This is a genomic window from Kistimonas asteriae, from assembly GCF_018263925.1.
In the GTDB taxonomy this organism is placed as follows: Bacteria; Pseudomonadota; Gammaproteobacteria; order Pseudomonadales; family Endozoicomonadaceae; genus Kistimonas; species Kistimonas asteriae.
The window spans coordinates 75,510-91,620 of the sequence record NZ_JAEVHF010000007.1 but is presented as its reverse complement, the minus strand read 5'-3'; the positions used below and the strand labels follow the sequence as shown (position 1 = coordinate 91,620).

General features: G+C 53.4%; 12 protein-coding genes. 2 read left to right on the top strand and 10 right to left on the bottom strand.

Annotation, left to right across the window (positions count from 1 at the left end):
* Positions 1 to 87: 87 nt before the first annotated feature.
* Both KHS78_RS09810 and KHS78_RS09805 read right to left on the bottom strand, forming a co-directional pair.
* Positions 88 to 3,186, bottom strand: a complete 3,099-nt coding sequence (locus tag KHS78_RS09810; protein WP_211827812.1) for an efflux RND transporter permease subunit — start codon at positions 3,184 to 3,186, stop codon at positions 88 to 90.
* A gap of 5 nt (positions 3,187 to 3,191) precedes the next feature.
* Positions 3,192 to 4,247, bottom strand: a complete 1,056-nt coding sequence (locus KHS78_RS09805; protein WP_211827810.1) for an efflux RND transporter periplasmic adaptor subunit — start codon at positions 4,245 to 4,247, stop codon at positions 3,192 to 3,194.
* A gap of 186 nt (positions 4,248 to 4,433) precedes the next feature.
* On the opposite strand from KHS78_RS09805, the gene KHS78_RS09800 reads away from it, so the two are divergent.
* The gene (locus tag KHS78_RS09800) at positions 4,434 to 5,039 is read left to right on the top strand and encodes a TetR/AcrR family transcriptional regulator (RefSeq protein ID WP_211827809.1); all 606 of its coding nucleotides are present in this window, start codon (positions 4,434 to 4,436) and stop codon (positions 5,037 to 5,039) included.
* A gap of 140 nt (positions 5,040 to 5,179) precedes the next feature.
* Here the strand turns inward: KHS78_RS09800 and KHS78_RS09795 are convergent, their stop codons facing one another.
* The 7 genes from KHS78_RS09795 to KHS78_RS09765 all read right to left on the bottom strand — a co-directional run bounded on the left by KHS78_RS09795 (position 5,180) and on the right by KHS78_RS09765 (position 13,210).
* A complete protein-coding gene (locus KHS78_RS09795; RefSeq protein WP_211827807.1) occupies positions 5,180 to 6,283 on the bottom strand; it encodes a DUF1513 domain-containing protein in 1,104 nt (367 codons plus the stop codon).
* 20 nt (positions 6,284 to 6,303) lie between these two features.
* Positions 6,304 to 7,380, bottom strand: coding sequence for an imelysin family protein (locus KHS78_RS09790; protein ID WP_211827805.1), 1,077 nt, complete (start codon positions 7,378 to 7,380; stop codon positions 6,304 to 6,306).
* Positions 7,381 to 7,392: 12 nt separating this feature from the next.
* Positions 7,393 to 8,847: a di-heme oxidoreductase family protein gene (locus KHS78_RS09785; RefSeq protein WP_211827803.1), complete on the bottom strand. Its 1,455-nt coding sequence runs from the start codon at positions 8,845 to 8,847 to the stop codon at positions 7,393 to 7,395.
* Positions 8,848 to 8,910: 63 nt separating this feature from the next.
* Positions 8,911 to 10,212: an imelysin family protein gene (locus tag KHS78_RS09780; RefSeq protein WP_246506308.1), complete on the bottom strand. Its 1,302-nt coding sequence runs from the start codon at positions 10,210 to 10,212 to the stop codon at positions 8,911 to 8,913.
* 293 nt (positions 10,213 to 10,505) lie between these two features.
* On the bottom strand, positions 10,506 to 11,393 hold the full coding sequence (locus tag KHS78_RS09775; protein WP_211827801.1) for a 6-carboxytetrahydropterin synthase: 888 nt from the start codon (positions 11,391 to 11,393) through the stop codon (positions 10,506 to 10,508).
* A gap of 152 nt (positions 11,394 to 11,545) precedes the next feature.
* Positions 11,546 to 12,361 carry a DUF547 domain-containing protein gene (locus tag KHS78_RS09770; RefSeq protein ID WP_211827798.1) on the bottom strand — a complete coding sequence of 272 codons (816 nt, stop codon included), beginning with the start codon at positions 12,359 to 12,361 and terminating at the stop codon, positions 11,546 to 11,548.
* Positions 12,362 to 12,379: 18 nt separating this feature from the next.
* Positions 12,380 to 13,210 (bottom strand): DUF547 domain-containing protein, encoded by an 831-nt coding sequence (locus KHS78_RS09765; RefSeq protein ID WP_211827796.1) that lies wholly within the window; start codon positions 13,208 to 13,210, stop codon positions 12,380 to 12,382.
* Positions 13,211 to 13,456: 246 nt separating this feature from the next.
* Between KHS78_RS09765 and bioA the strand changes: the two genes are divergently transcribed.
* Positions 13,457 to 14,734 carry an adenosylmethionine--8-amino-7-oxononanoate transaminase gene (bioA, locus tag KHS78_RS09760; protein WP_211828109.1) on the top strand — a complete coding sequence of 426 codons (1,278 nt, stop codon included), beginning with the start codon at positions 13,457 to 13,459 and terminating at the stop codon, positions 14,732 to 14,734.
* 24 nt (positions 14,735 to 14,758) lie between these two features.
* Here bioA and KHS78_RS09755 read toward each other — a convergent pair whose 3' ends face one another.
* Positions 14,759 to 16,108, bottom strand: coding sequence for a sensor histidine kinase (locus tag KHS78_RS09755; protein WP_211827794.1), 1,350 nt, complete (start codon positions 16,106 to 16,108; stop codon positions 14,759 to 14,761).
* Between the last annotated feature and the right edge of the window lie 3 nt (positions 16,109 to 16,111).

The window sequence follows — 16,111 nt, the reverse complement described above, 5'->3', positions numbered from 1 at the left end:
TGAATAATTGGGAAGCGATAACGGAATAAACCGGTTCAGGCTCAAAAGCCCCAACCGGTTAGCTGACTAGAAAGATAGGGTATGTTGTCAGAAGTTGCCTGAGGAATCCCCTGAAACAGAGACAGCAGTCTGAGCATTTTTTATTGGGCAGTGTCGTTCAGTGGCGTTGCTGAACAGGGTATACAACACAGGGACAACGATCAGCGTCAACAGGGTTGATGTTATCAGACCGCCAATGATGCACCAGCCCATGGGGGACCACATATTGGAACCTTCCAGTGTCAGGGGCAGTAATCCGCCAATCGTCGTGAGTGTCGTCAGTAGAATCGGTACCAGCCGAACGCGGGCCGATTCCCGCATGGCATCATGAATACTCAGTCCCTGTTCGTGATGCTGGTTGGCGGAATCCACCAGAATGATCGAGTTATTAACAACAATACCCACCAGGGAGGTTAGCCCGACAAACGCGGTGAATGAGAAGCTATAGCCTGTCAGCCACAAGGCGACAATCGCGCCGGTGACAGCAAACGGAATTGCTGTGAAGATAATCAACGGCTGGCTGAAGGATTGGAATTGAAGCACCAGAACGGCAAATATGCCCAGTAGAGCAACCAGCAGCACCTGGTTCATGCCTCCGAATGAATCTTTTCGGTTTTCCTGTTCCCCACCCACCTGATAGATGACACCTTTCGGCCAATCATAACGATCCAGCTGTTCGATGATTTGATTGGTGATATCTTCGGTCAGGTAGCCGGGCGTGATATCGGCTGTAATCCGTGCCATCCGTTCCAGATTGTGGTGCTGAAGCCTTGCCAGTGTCGTTTGTAGGGTCAGGCTGGCTAACTGGTTCAAAGGGATCAGTGCGCCGTTGGCTGATTCCACCATAATCTGGTTGAACGTATCGACTTGGGGGCGTTCACCGGCTGCACGAACCAGAATGGTGTGATCATCGCCGTTACTGTCCCTGAACTGACCGACAGGTTGTCCGACCAGACTGGCTCTGACGGCCTGATCAATACTGGAAATCGGAACGCCAAGCATGGCGGCTTTTTCCCGATTAATCTGTACCCGCAGATCAATACGCGGTTTGTCGAGTGGATTATCGACATTCACAGTGCCGGGAGTGGTAACAAAGATTGATTCCACATGGGCAGCTGCCACGCTGACTTGTTCCAGGTTATCGCCCACCACCCGGATGGAAACCGGTGCTTCGTAGGGAGGCCCCTGCATGAATTCCTTGATGGTAATTTTTGCCCCAGTGATGGCATTAAATTTCTGTCGAATCTCTTCGATAAAAGGTTCCACAACCTGCAGTCGACCGGTGTCCAGTTGCACCAGGATCTGGGCAAAATTGGGAACCTGTCGCTTGGGGAAAATATTATAGAAAATGCGAGGGTTTCCCTTGCCGACATTGGTGGCCAGGTTCGTCACAATGTCGTAGTCCTGCAATAAGGCTTCAACCCTTAACGTCATATCCCAGGTGGTATCGAAGCTGGCATTTTCCGGCATATCGATATTGACCAGAAGCATGGGTTTTTCAGCCTTGGGAAACATGCTGACGCCGACCAGGGGCACCAGTGCCAGTGATCCCATGAGCAGGGTGACGGATAGCAGCAATACACGCCATGGGTGTTTCAGGGAATGTTCCAGCAATTGACTGTAAGGACCGTTAGCCAATATCTGAATCTTGCGTAACAGCCAGGGCGTCTTCTGGTCTCCTGTATCAAGTACCTTGCTGGCCAGCAAAGGCGTCAGGGTCAGGGCGATCACCAGGGAGGCCAGCAGCGTCAGGATGACGGTTACCGGCATGGAGCGCAGGAAGGTGCCGGCGCCGGTCTGCAACAGCAGAATCGGGAAAAACGACAGAATGGTAGTCAGTGTGCCGCTGACTACCGCCCAGCCCACCTGACTGGCGCCGTTCATCGCCGCGTTGGCGCTGTCATGACCGCTACGCCGGAAACGGCCGACATTTTCGGTGACTACGATGGCGTTGTCGACCAGCAGTCCAAGCGCAACCACCAAGCCAACAATCGACATCTGTTGTAAACCGAAACCACTGAGATCCAGCCAGCCGATACCGATCAGTACCGACATCGGTATCGCCAGTACGATGACGAAGGCTGCGCGTCCTCCCAGTGCCAGCACCGTCATGACGCCAACCAGTGCCAGTCCCTGGAGCAGGTTGTTGAAAAATCCGTTGATCCTTTCATCGACGCTGATGCTTTGGTCGTGCGCCAGCTCAAGGGCGATATCATCGGGCAGGGTCTGGCTGAATTCTGCCAATGTACTTTTCAGTGCCGCCATGACGGCCATGATATTGCTGCCTTTGCGCTGTACCACGGAGACAAACACCGTACGTTGTCCGTTAAACCGGGCATGGTAGGTGGGGAGTGCATCCGTCAGGTGGACATCGGCAATGGTTTCCACATAAACGACACTACCAGGTTTTGACCGAACCGCCGTGCGCCGGATCTGCTGTAAGGTACGGAAGTCGCCACTGGTGCGGACGGTAAAGCGTTCTTCGCCGGACAAGGCATGCCCGCCCGGCAGGTTGATGCTTGATGACTGAATGGCGTTCGCCAGCTCGGCAATGCTGATGTTCAGGGCGCGCATCTTGTCGAGGTCTGCCGCAATTTCGACCTGTTGTTCCGGGAAACCATCAATATCGGCACGCTTGACGCCGGCGATGCGCTCAAGGCGTTTTTCCAGTTTCTCCGCCTGGCGTTTGAGGCGTGCATAACCGGCGCTATCTGACATTAGAGCAATCTGCAGGATATTGACGTCAGTGGGGGATATTTTCTCAATAGTCAGCTGGTGGATGGCGGCGGGCAGTTCATCCCGTATGCGAGATACCGCTGAAACCACATCGTCGTATTTTTCATCCGGGTCTGTACCGTAGAGAAATTCGACCCGTACTACGCCTAGACCATCCTCAATATCACTCTTGATAACCTTCAGGTCATCCAGTTCGTTGATCGCTTCTTCTATAGGATCAACCACCAGTTTCTCCATATCCGCTGGCGCGGTACCGGGATAGATCACCTTGATCATGGCCGCAGGAAAGTTGAACTGGGGATCTTCCGAGCGCGGCATACTGGTCAATGAGATAGCACCGAGGGCGATCAACAGTAATGTGATCACAAGGGTAAACTGGTGGTTCTGTATCGCGAGTCGAGGTAACTGCATGGTGATTATTGCCTGTTTGCTACCGGAGCCGATTGAACGTTGTCGTCGGGTTTAAGAAACGATGCCCCTCGGGTAATAACAGGCGTACCTTCAGGCAGACTGCTTTCGATGGCCAGAGACTGGTTATCGAGCCAGAGAATATCCACACGGTGTTGAATGATGCGTTCAGACGCCGGGTCAGCCACATAAATGATTCCCTGACCATTGTCTGCACTGACCAGGGCGTTTGCCGGTAGTCGTGCAATTCGCTGGGACTCTGCAGGTGTGACGGTAATACGGCCGATGAATCCCTGGTAAAGTCGTTTCGGTGGAGAATCCAGAGAGATCTCCAAGTCGAATGTGCCGGTCCGGCTGTCAGCGGCTGGGGCAATCTCAGTCACGCGACCGGTAAAGCTGGCACCCGGATACGCATCAAAATGAATAGTGGCCGGATCGCCGGTCTGCACCCGAACCACATCGCGATCGGATAAACCGGTGCGCATAATCCAGCCCTTGGCTTCATCCGCCAGCAGGAAGGCGGTCTGCTGGGGACTGATCAATTCGCCCGGTTCGATCAAACGCTCAATAATCCGGCCACGGCCCGGGGCGCGGATATGGGAATAGCGATTGTTGAACCGGGCAATCCGCAGCCGGGATTCAGCGACATCGACACTGGTCTGTGCGGCTTGGAGCTGGTCCAGGGAGATGGCCTGCTGTCGGTGTAACCGCTGAAGACGTTGATGATTACGCAAGGCTTCCTGATGCCGCGCCTCTGCTTCAGCAACCTGGGCCTCGACTTCCTCGGTATTCAGACTGGCCAGCAACTGGTCTTTTTCAACGGTATCGCTTTCATCCACCTGGATGCTGGCAACGGGACCTGACGTTTTGAAGGACAGTTTCTGAGTGGCTTTGTAAGTAAGCTGGCCACTCGTCTGTATGGGACGTGTGGTCTCTTGGTACTGCAATGGCGTGGTGTCATACGGTGCAGTGTCCGCCCTTACTGGCGATAGGACCATGAAGGCTGGCACCAGCACAGATACGACCACCCTTCCGAGGGAACTGCCTACGGCTGCTGTTTTCACGTTCGATTCTCTTTGCCCTGAGGACTGTCGTTATTGGTGCGCAGTCATTGCGCTTGTCCGTAATTATGAAATGTAGGAGGCAATGTTGTCACTGTCAACAATGTTGACAATAATAACATTGAACAAGAGAATCCTTTGTCAGAACGTTTGGATATACTTGAAATGCCAGAAAACCGGGGATAGGTAATGACGACGGGTAAACGCACTTATCATCATGGCAACCTGCGCGATGCGTTGCTGGCGTGTGCGTTCCGGCATCTGGAAGCGCATGGGCCGGAAAAACTCAGCCTGCGGGCATTGGCCCGGGACATTGGTGTGTCCCAGACGGCGCCTTATCGCCACTTTCCGGACAAGGAATGCCTGCTGGCTGCGATGGCGACGGAAGGGTATCTGGCGCTAAAGGCCTTTATCTGTGAGGCCAGTCAGGGCATTGATCGTCCTGATGAGGCCTTGCTTGTTTGTGGTGAGGCCTATATTCGTTATGCCGTGGCTAATCCTGCTAAATACAAGCTGATGTTCGGCCCGATGATTCAGCACCCTGAAAACCATCCGGAGTTGCAGGAGGCGGCGCAGCAGGCATTCGGGGCGCTTTACGCCATCATCGAAAAGGGGATTGAGCAGGGCATCATGGTGGAGCAACCCGTCTGGCTGATGGCCAATAATTGCTGGGCTAATGTCCATGGTCACGCCATGTTGCTGATAGATGGTCTCCTGCAGCGGGTAACGCCAGAAGCAGAGTGCTTTAATATTCGGAATTCATTGATGATAAATATGCACGGCCGATTGCGTTGAAGGGATAAGGGTTTTTCGTAACGCTTTCTTGTTGGTTAGATAATCACAATGAATTTCAGGGCATGAAAAGGAAGGAAATTCAGTCGTAATGCGCAATGAATAAAGGCTAAGCCTTTCAGGTTTGGTTGATAGATGAAGGTTTAAACCGACATGTGATTGTCCCATTGGCAATCCGGGTATAACAACCGCTGGATTTTCCGCCCATTTCCCGCCCGGCAGGTGTAATGAATTAATTCACCCATACCGTTACTGACGACTGCAGTATGCGGGTTTACTGCCACGACGCCGGCAGCATCATTAACCGAAACCGCATTCACCAGCTGCTGATCGCTGAGACGCCAGAACGCAACGGTATTTCCCCTGGGGGCGGTCGTGATAACAGTATCTGCCTCAGGCAGTATACAGACGCTGGCAATGTACTGGTTGAGTTGCAGCCATTCCGTTTCATCAGCCTGCATTGATCGGATAGACTCTCCTCGACGGTGCAGTGCAACCAGCGGTTTGATGTCTGCAGGATCACCCTGGTATTGCATGCCGAAAACCACGGTGCCATCCGGTGCGATATCAAAGTGTCGGATGCTGAGCTGGTGGTGCTGGAAGCTGTGTTCTTCCAGTAGTTCACCGCTATGGCTGTCGATGTAACTCAACCGCGGCTGCATTGTTGCCAGATTGAGTTTTTGTCTTCCGCTTGACGGGTGGGTCTGGATACCTCCATTGGCGACAACCAGTGTCCGGTTATCCGGATGCAGGTGGATCTCGTGAGGGCCAATAGCATGGGCGGAAAACTCCGCTACTTTGTTGTAGTGCTTTGTCTCATACACACCAATTATGCCGCGCCCCTTGTGCAGATCATTTTCCGTAGCAAAGAGGTAACTGCCGTCGGGACTGAACGTGGCATGGCCGTAAAAGTGTCGGTTGGGCTGACTGCCAATACGCTTCAGAAGGGTTCCGTCACGAAAATCAATGACATGCAGATTCTGGCCCGGGCGACGGTCGCAGCAAACAAGGACAGGCTGCACCGGATGTAGGGCAATACCATGACCTCTCGCGGGCAGTGGCACGATGTGTTGCCAGATGCGATCCGGTGAGGCGATGCGTGCGGAAAAGTGTCCTTTTCGATCACGCGCCGTGCTGAATACGAGGCGCTCGGGGGGATTGCGGGTGCAACCGGGCATCAAGGGTAGCAGGCCGGCCACCGCACAACCGGTAACCATGTGTTTCAATACGGTGCGGCGATCGGGCATGAACGGCAGCCTGTGATTTATCAGTCCCCATCATTGGCATTGAAACTTAGCACAATGCCCAGCGCGTTGGGGATTTTGTTGCCAAAGAGATCCCTGAGGGATTTCAGGTCGTCGGCCAACGCCTGTACCGCAGGTCTGAATTCAGGATTGGTGACCGCAATGGATAATGGTTGTGGGACCTGAGCCAGGGAACGTTCGACCTGGTTAAAGACCTGATGGACCTCAATAGTGAGCACGTTGCCATTCGGAGAGGCTTTGACAAGGTCATTCAGACCAAATCCATCGGCGCCATCATAGAAACGGCGGGCGCCGCGTATGTTGGCGGCAATGTTTTCCAGGGAATTGCGGCTGCGCCAGGATTCCGCGAGGTAGGGGTTGCCGTTATCAGTTTTACCCAGCGGCAGCACAACCTTTTTGTATGCCCGTTCCAGCATGGTATGGAGGCCGTTGACCATCAGGGTGCTGACTGGGTTGGGAATACCTGCTTCCTGTTGTTGGTCAGGCAGCGACATAAACTGCTCATGCCAGCCATCGTTGCCAGGTTTCCAGGCCGACTTGAGTAAATTGGCATTGTCATGAACATGCTGTGCAATATCACGCAGTAACTGACAGCGTTCGGGGTGTTCTCTCAGCTGTTCCGCTGTATTGACGGAGGGCTCAAACAGCAGATATTCAAGGGCAGACAAGCCCTGTATGACAACACTCGTATCGCGGATATCGGTCCTCGTATCGCGCTGAAGCTGTTCTTCCACCTTCCGTTGCACCAGGTTTTTTTTGTCCGGCCAGAACTGGAACTGCCACAGCAGGTTTTCTTCTATTATCGGGCCGAACTGGATCACCTCCGTCTCCAGCCAGGCGCCCATGAGGTTTCTCCAGCGTAGCTGTAGGTCGTTGAAAGCGGGTTGTGAGTGCGACTGGCAAAAGTGGTCTGCAGACGTCTGAAATTGCTCCGCCTGAAATGCAAGACGATGGTAGAGTGCCAGGATGACTCGTTTGGAAGAATGTTCCGCCAGCCTGCGTTCGGCATCACTGCCGTCTGAGCAGCCCCCGAGAGTGAGCAAAAGCGACGATAGAACAACAATGGCAATTGTTTTCATACTGCCTTGGACTTATAACGATTCCAGAAAAGCCAGCAGCGCCCGGCGGTCATGACGGGGCATGGCCACGAAATGTTCCCGGGATTGTTCCGCTTCCCCCCCATGCCACAGGATGGCCTCCGTCAGGTTTCGGGCCCGTCCATCGTGCAGGAATTCGGTATGGCCATTGACTGTTTTGGTGAGACCGATACCCCAGAGTGGCGGTGTTCGCCATTCCTGCCCTGTCGCAAGGAACTCAGGGCGATTATCCGCCAGTTCTTCGCCCATGTCATGGAGTAAAAGGTCGGTGTAGGGCCAGATGGTCTGACCGGATTGTTCTGGCTGGTCGGTCAATTGTGCCGTCGTTGTCTGGGGGATGTGGCACGCAGCACACTGGACATCGTTGAACAGCTGTTTTCCACGGAGCACCTCTGGTACATCCACATTCCGGCGGGCGGGCACGGCCAGATTGCGGGAGTAAAAGGTGACAAAGTTCAGGATTTCCTCAGAGAGTTCAGGATCGCCGCCGTTGATGCTGCTCAGGCAATCTTGTTGGCTGCTGGTACAGTGGTCCTTCTGGAATAAACTCGAGGTGATACCAAGATCGCCGTTGAACGCAGCCGCATTTTGCTGTCGTAAGTTTGGCTGGCCGGCTTTCCAGCCAAAACGTCCGCTGGTTGTCGTTTGTTTTTCGGCATCCCAGACCTGGTTGAGTCGTCCGGAAATACCATCATTGTTTCGGTCGTCTGGGTCTGCATAGGCTTGAAGCGTATGCTCTGGAATGGCTTCCAAAAGCCCGAGGCCGATCATTGGCGGTGCGACCCTTGGGGAGAACATGATATCCGGATGGAATTCACCATAACCCTTGTCCTCAATAGTAAACGACGGCTTGCGCAGTTCTGCGGTGTCGCCATTGGCAAAAGTCACGGTCTGGTAGCTGTAAGTTACCTGGATTTTTCCCTCGGGAGCTACGCCAGTGAGTGAAAAATCCTGTAATTGCCCACCATAAACGGGATCTGGTATGGAACCGTCGGTTTTGAGCTGTGCCTTGTGTGCGGCGGTAACGGCTGGAATGCTCAGGCGTATCAGCATGGATACTGCATTGTCGTCTGGACCTGCCGGTGCGTGCCCCCGGCCATCCTTGATATGACAATTCTGACAGCCATTGGTATTAAACAGGGGGCCGAGTCCATCCCGGGCATCGGTGCTGGCCGGCGCCATGACCCAGAGATTGCGAAAGAAGCTGTTACCGACACTGAAATCCAGACGGCGGGAGACGGGCATATTGGCGGATGGCAGGGAAAAGGCATTACGGCTTTGGTTGAATACCGTGGTTTTGCCACCGCTAAGGTGTTCATGGGGTTCCGGGATAGAGTAATCGACGCTGCCAGTCGCCATCGCGATGGCCAAGCCCGTTACCGCTAAAACAGTACCTGCCCCGGCAACAGCCAGCAGGATTTTAAAGGGATGCTTGATGGAAGCAGACATCAGTGTTTACCATTCTTATGTCATTCGCACAGCGTCCCTGCCAGTGCGATAGTAGGAGTATTATCAGAACGTATGGTCAGCCGTGTCAGGGCTCAGGTTATTGATTCCGGCCAGTGCGGCAAGTTGTTCGATAGCGGCTGTTTCTTCAACCAGCGCGCTGATAGCCTGTTCAACAATCGCGTTGCCTGCCTTGTTGTCAGCCGCAATCAGCTGGTCAAACGCCTGTCCTTGTTCTGCGGCATTCACCATCGCTTGCAGGGCGGCCTGGGTGCGGACGAACTTGCTGCTGATGGTGCTTGCCTGTTCAGGGTTCGAGGCTGCAGCCAGGTCAGCAAGGCTGGGTCCGCTGACCTGCGTGCCGTCAACCCGTGTATAACTGCCGCTATAGACGTTGTTAATACCCAGCGCGTTATAGAAGTGTGAGTTGTGGGTATTATCACTGAAGCAATCGTGCTCATCTTCGGTCGAGTTGGCTTCCAGGGCGACTTTCATCCGTTCACCGGCCAGCTCGCCCAACGCCAGGCTACCCATGCCGAACAGCATTTTACGCAGGCCCTGTTCGGCAGGTTCGCTCAGTAAGGTTTGACGGTAGTTGTCGTCCTGCCCTGAGCGCCATTGCGCTTCCATGGTCTCAAGGTCATTGACCAGCAGTTCAGCGGCAGCGGTCAGGTATTGGGCGCGTCGCTCGCAGTGGCCGTTGGTGCAGTCATCACCTGTCGCGTAATCACTGGCAGGACGGTTACCGGCGCCGGGCTCGGTGCCGTTCAGGTCCTGCCCCCAGAGAAGGAATTCAATGGCGTGGTAGCCGGTCGCGACATTGGCTTCACTCCCTCCCAGCTCATTCAGGTTCGCCAGTAATGCGGGAGCAAGATTACTGGTATCAATCATGTCCTGGCCAACCTGAACCTCAAGGCTGGCAATGATGTTGGCTGAAGCGCCGACGTTGCCCAGTTCTGCCTGATAAGCACTGCTGTCGACATAGTCGATCAGGCCCTCATCCAGCGGCCAGGCGTTGAGCTGGCCTTCCCAGTCATCCACAACGGCGTTGCCGAAGCGGAATACTTCACTTTGCTGATAGGGGACCCGGGCGGAGATCCAGGCTGTTTTGGCAGCGTACAGATTGGCTTCAGTCGGGCTCTCGATCAGTGTGCTGATGGTGGTATGTAGCTCTCTGGCGGTGATCAGTGCATCTTCAAATGTGGCGTGAGCAACATTGGCATATTGCTCGACAATGGCTTCATGTGAAATGCTTGGGTTTGTCTGGCTGCTTTGTGATGTTGAGGTGTCCTGTGCATCATTTTGTCCGCAACCTGCAAGTGCGGCAGAGATTGCCAGAACCGGTAAGACCTTTTGCATTCTTGTCATGGAGCGTTCCAACCTGTGTCATTCTAATTCGATGGTTGTGTATCAGGCTTTTCGTACTTATTTTGATCGCAATTATATTGATAATTATTATCATTACAATTTAGTTTTTGAAGAGCCTGGGTTTTGGGAGGGGATTTGAGAGCGGGGGAGGCCAGCGCCTGAGCCTGCCGTTTTTCGCCGCGATCACAGGACTCTCCTTGTCCTGCATCGCTACCGCGACATCCTGTCGCTGCTGCAAACGGCAGGCCCAGGCGCTGGCTAAAACGATTCAGTGGCTGCTGGTTTTTTGGGGATTACGGGTTCAAGCTGCTGTCAGTCGATGGCTGGCATTGTGCATCAGCAACGGCACCTTTCTGAAAGCCTTCATAAGCGATAGCCTGGATTGATTGCCCCGGGTTTTCGTTCGCCAGCGTTTTTGCCATGTGATCAGCCAGCAGCTCTACGGTGGTATCAGTGTCAATTATATAGCAGCGATCGGCCAGCAGGGAGAGTTCAAAATAGCCCTGCTGGGCGGTGTAGCCGAACCGGTGATAGTCGCGATCCTGTACGGTGAAGGTGGTTAACAGATCTTCCCGGGTGGCAAGGTAGATATCCTGCCAGCGATTCGCCCAGTCTTGCTCAAGGGACTCGCTGCGCTGATTGTTCAGCAGGATTTGAATGGTGGATCGATGACCATGAGCAATACGCTGGCAATCCCCCCTGTGCTTTTTCAATCCATGGCTGTAGTGGTACCAGGCACCGTCAATGGTTTCCGGGTATAGGCGCAGTTCGATACCGCTGACATTCTCCGGAAGATCTGCCATAACCTGTTGCTCCAGCAAGGGGCGCAGTGCATCAGGGGTGATCTGGGACAGAGGCAGCAGTGTGATTGCCTGCTCGGGTGCTCGGCACTGGATGAAGCCCAGCTCGTGGGTATGGAGGGTGACGTCGATACGACCCTCTTCCTTGCTGTATTCAATCGCTGCACACTCTGCGGGAACCAGCAGGGTGTGATCCATAGAGTGGTCGATGGATTGCTTGATTTGCTTTTTAACATGGCTGAAGTCAAAAACCATGCCTTCATCATTCAGATCGCCGTTGAGGATAACATCGACAATCAGGCTCTCGCCGACCAGCCCGCGTTCGGGGCACAGGTAGGAAAAGTCGATGGTGGTCATCTGGTTAACGAACAGGGCGCTCATGGTGTGTCGGTACTCGCTGCTGGCTCCCTTTTTTGCGACAAGGGAAGAAAAAGGCCGCTATTGTAGGCGACCTCGCCATGATGAGCGAGTGTAATACCAATCGTAATATTTAGCGTTGCTATTGGGGCTTTTGTCTTTGAGCCGGTTCATGTTTAGCGAAGACTGCTGGATTGATTGAGTCGCCAGTCATGGTTTATGTGATGGATCTTCAGCTTGTCACTGGTTTCCTGAATGCCATAGCGGACTTCAGGCTTTGAGTGATTCTTGCAGATCAGGGCCAGCATCTGCTTTTTGGAGCCGAAATCGTCACGATACCAGTGAAACTTCTGGGGCAGGTTAAGCGTTGCGGTATCGGGTTCAAAGAATACGTTGTTGGCAAGGTATAACCGGGTAATGGCATCTAGCTCGGCATCAATGGTATCAGGGTGAAAGACCCTGAGATCCGGACAGGAACGTGTTCCGCAAAAGAGGGCTGCATGAATCCGTGGATCAATGTCGGGCAGGCAGTGTTTTCGGCCCGGATGATCTTTGCTGAGAGGGAGCAGGAGAGACGCATACTTGGGATGGTTATTGCGCAAGATGCCATGCTCAATATCATCCAGGGAATAGACCCCTTCAGCCAGCTGGTAACCGTTTTTGGTAAAAAAGGTTTTGCAGCTATTAATACTATCGCCAATGTTGTTGTGAATGATGTCGTGTATTGCCAGGCCGTTGTACAGATTCAGCCAGAAAGCCAGACGCGTGTTATGGTCCGTTAACTGTTTGGGGTGAAAGGCTGTCAGCCCTTCTACGGTTTGGAGGTAGCGTGCAAATTCCTGAGAATGCTCGCAGGCAAGATAGTCAAATTCATGCAGTGCTTCATTATAAAACCGCTGATAAAGATCGCCGAGCCTGGCTGCGAGTTCCTTAGGCAGGGCTGACGCATTGATTGTTTTTGGATCTACGTAGCGGTCATTGAGTATATGCATAGTCGATTCCTGACATTCTTACAGCTCGGATTGCTGCCATTGGTATCGGGTTGCGTTCAGACTCCAGTCGAAATCACGGTAATCGAACTTGATGTTGTCCCCTGCTTTTGCCAGCGCCTGCCGTACATTACTGGATGGATGTTTTTCCCTGACAAAGGCGATCAGCTCACGGTCTGACCCGAAGTCTTTCCGGTACCAGTAAAAGGTTTTAGGCAGTGTCAGAAGTTGCTTGCCAGCATGGAAAGAGACATAGGTCAACAGGTAGTCAGAGACGGTATCATCGAGTCTCTTTGACAGGTGTTCCGGGTCATAAATACGTAAAAGAGGGCAGGATATCGTGGCGCAGAACAAGGCCGCATGAATTCTTGCATCTAACTCGGGCAATGCATGCTGATAACCTGGGTGCTTCTTTTTCAAGGGACGCCAGAAGGACGCAAATTTTGGGCTGTTGCTGCGCAGGATGCCGTGTTCAATATCATCCAGGCTGTAATGGTGGTCTTTGAGTTTATAACAGTTATAGGTATAGAAACCGTTGTGATGCCTGACGCTGCCGCAGACCTCATGGTGGATGACGCTGTGTATCACCAAACCATTGTACAGGTTGAGCCAGAAGGCCACTTTCTCATCCATGTCGGTCAGTGATGCGGGATCGAAGTCCTGAAGTGCATTCACAACCTGAAGATAGTGCTCGTAGGCTTTGGAGTTGGCGCAGGCCTGGTAGTCAAATTCGTGTGTTTCAGGCGTGTAATGGTATTGGGCAATGGCTGCCAGCGCCTTGGCCAGTACGGAAGGCAGGTGAGCTTCCTTCAGGCTGTCGCCCTTGAGGTATCCGCTATTGAGTATTTCCATATACGCATCGTCAGGTCAGCGGTTTGTGTATCTGTTTAATTATATCCAACTACAGCGGGTAGATGGCATTCCAGACACTTTTGTCCGTGTTGTTCATAGAGAGCAGATATAATAGGCTGCCTGGTTATTGGGTTTTGAAGTATCTTGCTGCTGGCGATACCGGATGGGTATAGCTGGCTGGATGAGTATTGCGATTTTTATCGATAAGAGGTGGCCGTTTTGCAAGCAAGTTCCAATGAGAATGCCATGGATCTGAGTCAGGAAGACCTGACCTTTGATGCAAAACACATCTGGCACCCTTACAACTCGGTCACGCGCCGATTGCCGATATTCCCGGTGGCGTCAGCCTCAGGGGTGAGGCTGACATTGACGGATGGCCGGGAGCTGGTGGATGGGATGTCCTCCTGGTGGTCGACGATCCATGGTTATAACCATCCTGAATTAAATGCTGCCATTGAACGGCAAACGCAGAATATGGCGCATGTCATGTTCGGTGGGCTGACCCATCAGCCGGCGATTGAGCTGGCTAAAAAACTGGTCGCCATGACGCCGGAAGGTCTGTCTACTGTCTTTTTTGCGGATTCCGGCTCGGTCTCCGTAGAAGTTGCCATCAAAATGGCGATCCAGTACTGGCGATCCCTGGGCAATACCCGTAAGAAACGCCTGTTGACGGTTCGCAATGGCTACCATGGCGATACCCTGGGGGCGATGGCGGTGTGTGATCCGGTCAACGGTATGCACAGCCTGTTCCGCGGTATGTTGCTTGAACATGTGTTTGTCGAAGCGCCGCAGTGCCGGTATGGCGATGCCTGGGAAGCACGCTACCTGGATGAGTTTTCCGATGCGATCCGTGAGCACCATGAAGACCTTGTGGCGGTTATTCTCGAGCCGGTGGTGCAGGGCGCAGGTGGTATGCGCTTCTATTCTCCGGAATACCTGCGTCGCGTGAAGGAACTCTGCAGGGAATTTGGTGTATTACTGATACTGGATGAAATTGCCACGGGCTTTGGGCGAACAGGAACGCTCTTTGCGTGTGAACAGGCCGGCGTGACTCCGGACATTATGTGTCTTGGCAAGGCCCTGACCGGCGGATACATGACGCTGGCGGCAACACTTTGCACGGATGAGGTCAGCCATACCATTTCGGATAATGGGGTATTCATGCATGGCCCGACCTTCATGGCGAATCCCCTGGCCTGCAGTGTTGCGGGTGCCAGCCTGGATATTCTGAATCGTGGAGAATGGCAATCTCAGGTCAAGGGCATTGAAGAGGCGCTGAAGGAAGAGCTGCAGCCTTTGGCCGAGTTATCCACGGTTGAGGATGTCCGCATACTTGGCGCGATTGGTGTTGTTGAAATGAAAGAACCGGTGGATATGCAAACGGTTCAACCGATGTTTGTGGAAGAAGGTATCTGGGTCCGGCCGTTCGGAAAGCTGGTTTATGTGATGCCCCCTTATATCATGAGTCGTGACGATCTCGCCCTGTTAGGGCAAGGTATTCGAAACGTTGTCAGACGGCTCTGATACAAAGGATCACCTTTCCTGCGCTTAATGTTGTGCAGGGAAGGTGATGGTCACTTTCAGTCCGGGATGATTGTCCGTCAGTTCGATCTCGGTGCCATGCAGTCTTGCGACCGCCTGAGCCAGTGAGAGGCCCAAACCATAGCCTGGTAAAGTTCGGCTGCTATCGATGCGGTACAGGCGCCGGAAGACTTTCTGTTTTTCCTCGTCAGGGATACCGGAGCCTTGATCGGCAATACTCCAGGCATGGCGGTTGATCGTTATGTCGATGGCACTTTTTTCCGGCGAATACTTGATCGCGTTATCCAGCAGGTTGTAACACAACCGGAAAAGCAGACTTCTGTCGCCGTCTATCTGGAAATCATCGTTATCGTTTAAGGCAATGGTCTGTTGCTTTTCTTCAGCCTGTGGTTCTGCCAGTTCAATGACGTCCTGCCAGAGTTCTCGCATGGAGAGCGTTTCAAAATGTCGATGACTGGCGCCCTGTTCCAGTCGGGAGAGTTCCAGTATTGCCTGGAACGTAGCCAGTATTTGATCCAATTCGGCCAGTGTGATCTCAAGCTCATCACCCAGCGGGCTGTCTTCAGGCTGTTCAATCAACAGGTTTTCCAGTCGCAGGCGCAACCGGGCCAGTGGCGTGCGAAGGTCATGGGCAATACTGTCAGTGACGTGGCGAATGGAATGCATTGTATCGTCAATGCGGTTGAGCATATGGTTGACCCGGTCAGACAGGTAATCCAGCTCATCACCCTGGGGATTCACGGGGAGCCGTGCCGATAACTTCCCGTCTTCAATCTCCTGTGTAATCCGGTTGATACTGTCAATACGGCGGAACAAACGGCGGGAGAGAATGAAGCCGAAAATACTGGCTAGCAGGATCGCGCCAATCATTGCCAGGGCGACCGCCTGCTTGGCCCGGGCCGCGACGCGGTCCAGTTCACTGCTGTCGATGGCCAGGACAACCGGACCGTATCGGGTGTCTATCCGGCTGCCAATCACTTCACGCAACCGCGAGTGGTCAATCAGCGACGGGCTGAAAATAATGAACCGGCTTACCTGTGGCCAAGGCTGAACGCTTTCAGGGAGTGCATTAAGATTACCCACCATGCCGTCAGGTGACTCCCAGGCAATCATGACGCGGCGGAACAGTCGCATCCTGTCGTATACGGCACGCTGAAAGTCGGACAGAGAAATATCTTCACTCAATTCCCGGAACTGGGCGAGTTCCCGCGCAATGGTCTGCTCCTGCTGGTGTTGCAGCGCACGGATCGCCTGCCACCAGGTGGCACCCGCCAGCAGGCTGATAATGACCAGTACCAGCACGGTATACATGGCGGTGTAGCGCCAGACTGAGGAACGCCAGGCAATCCGGTTCATTGA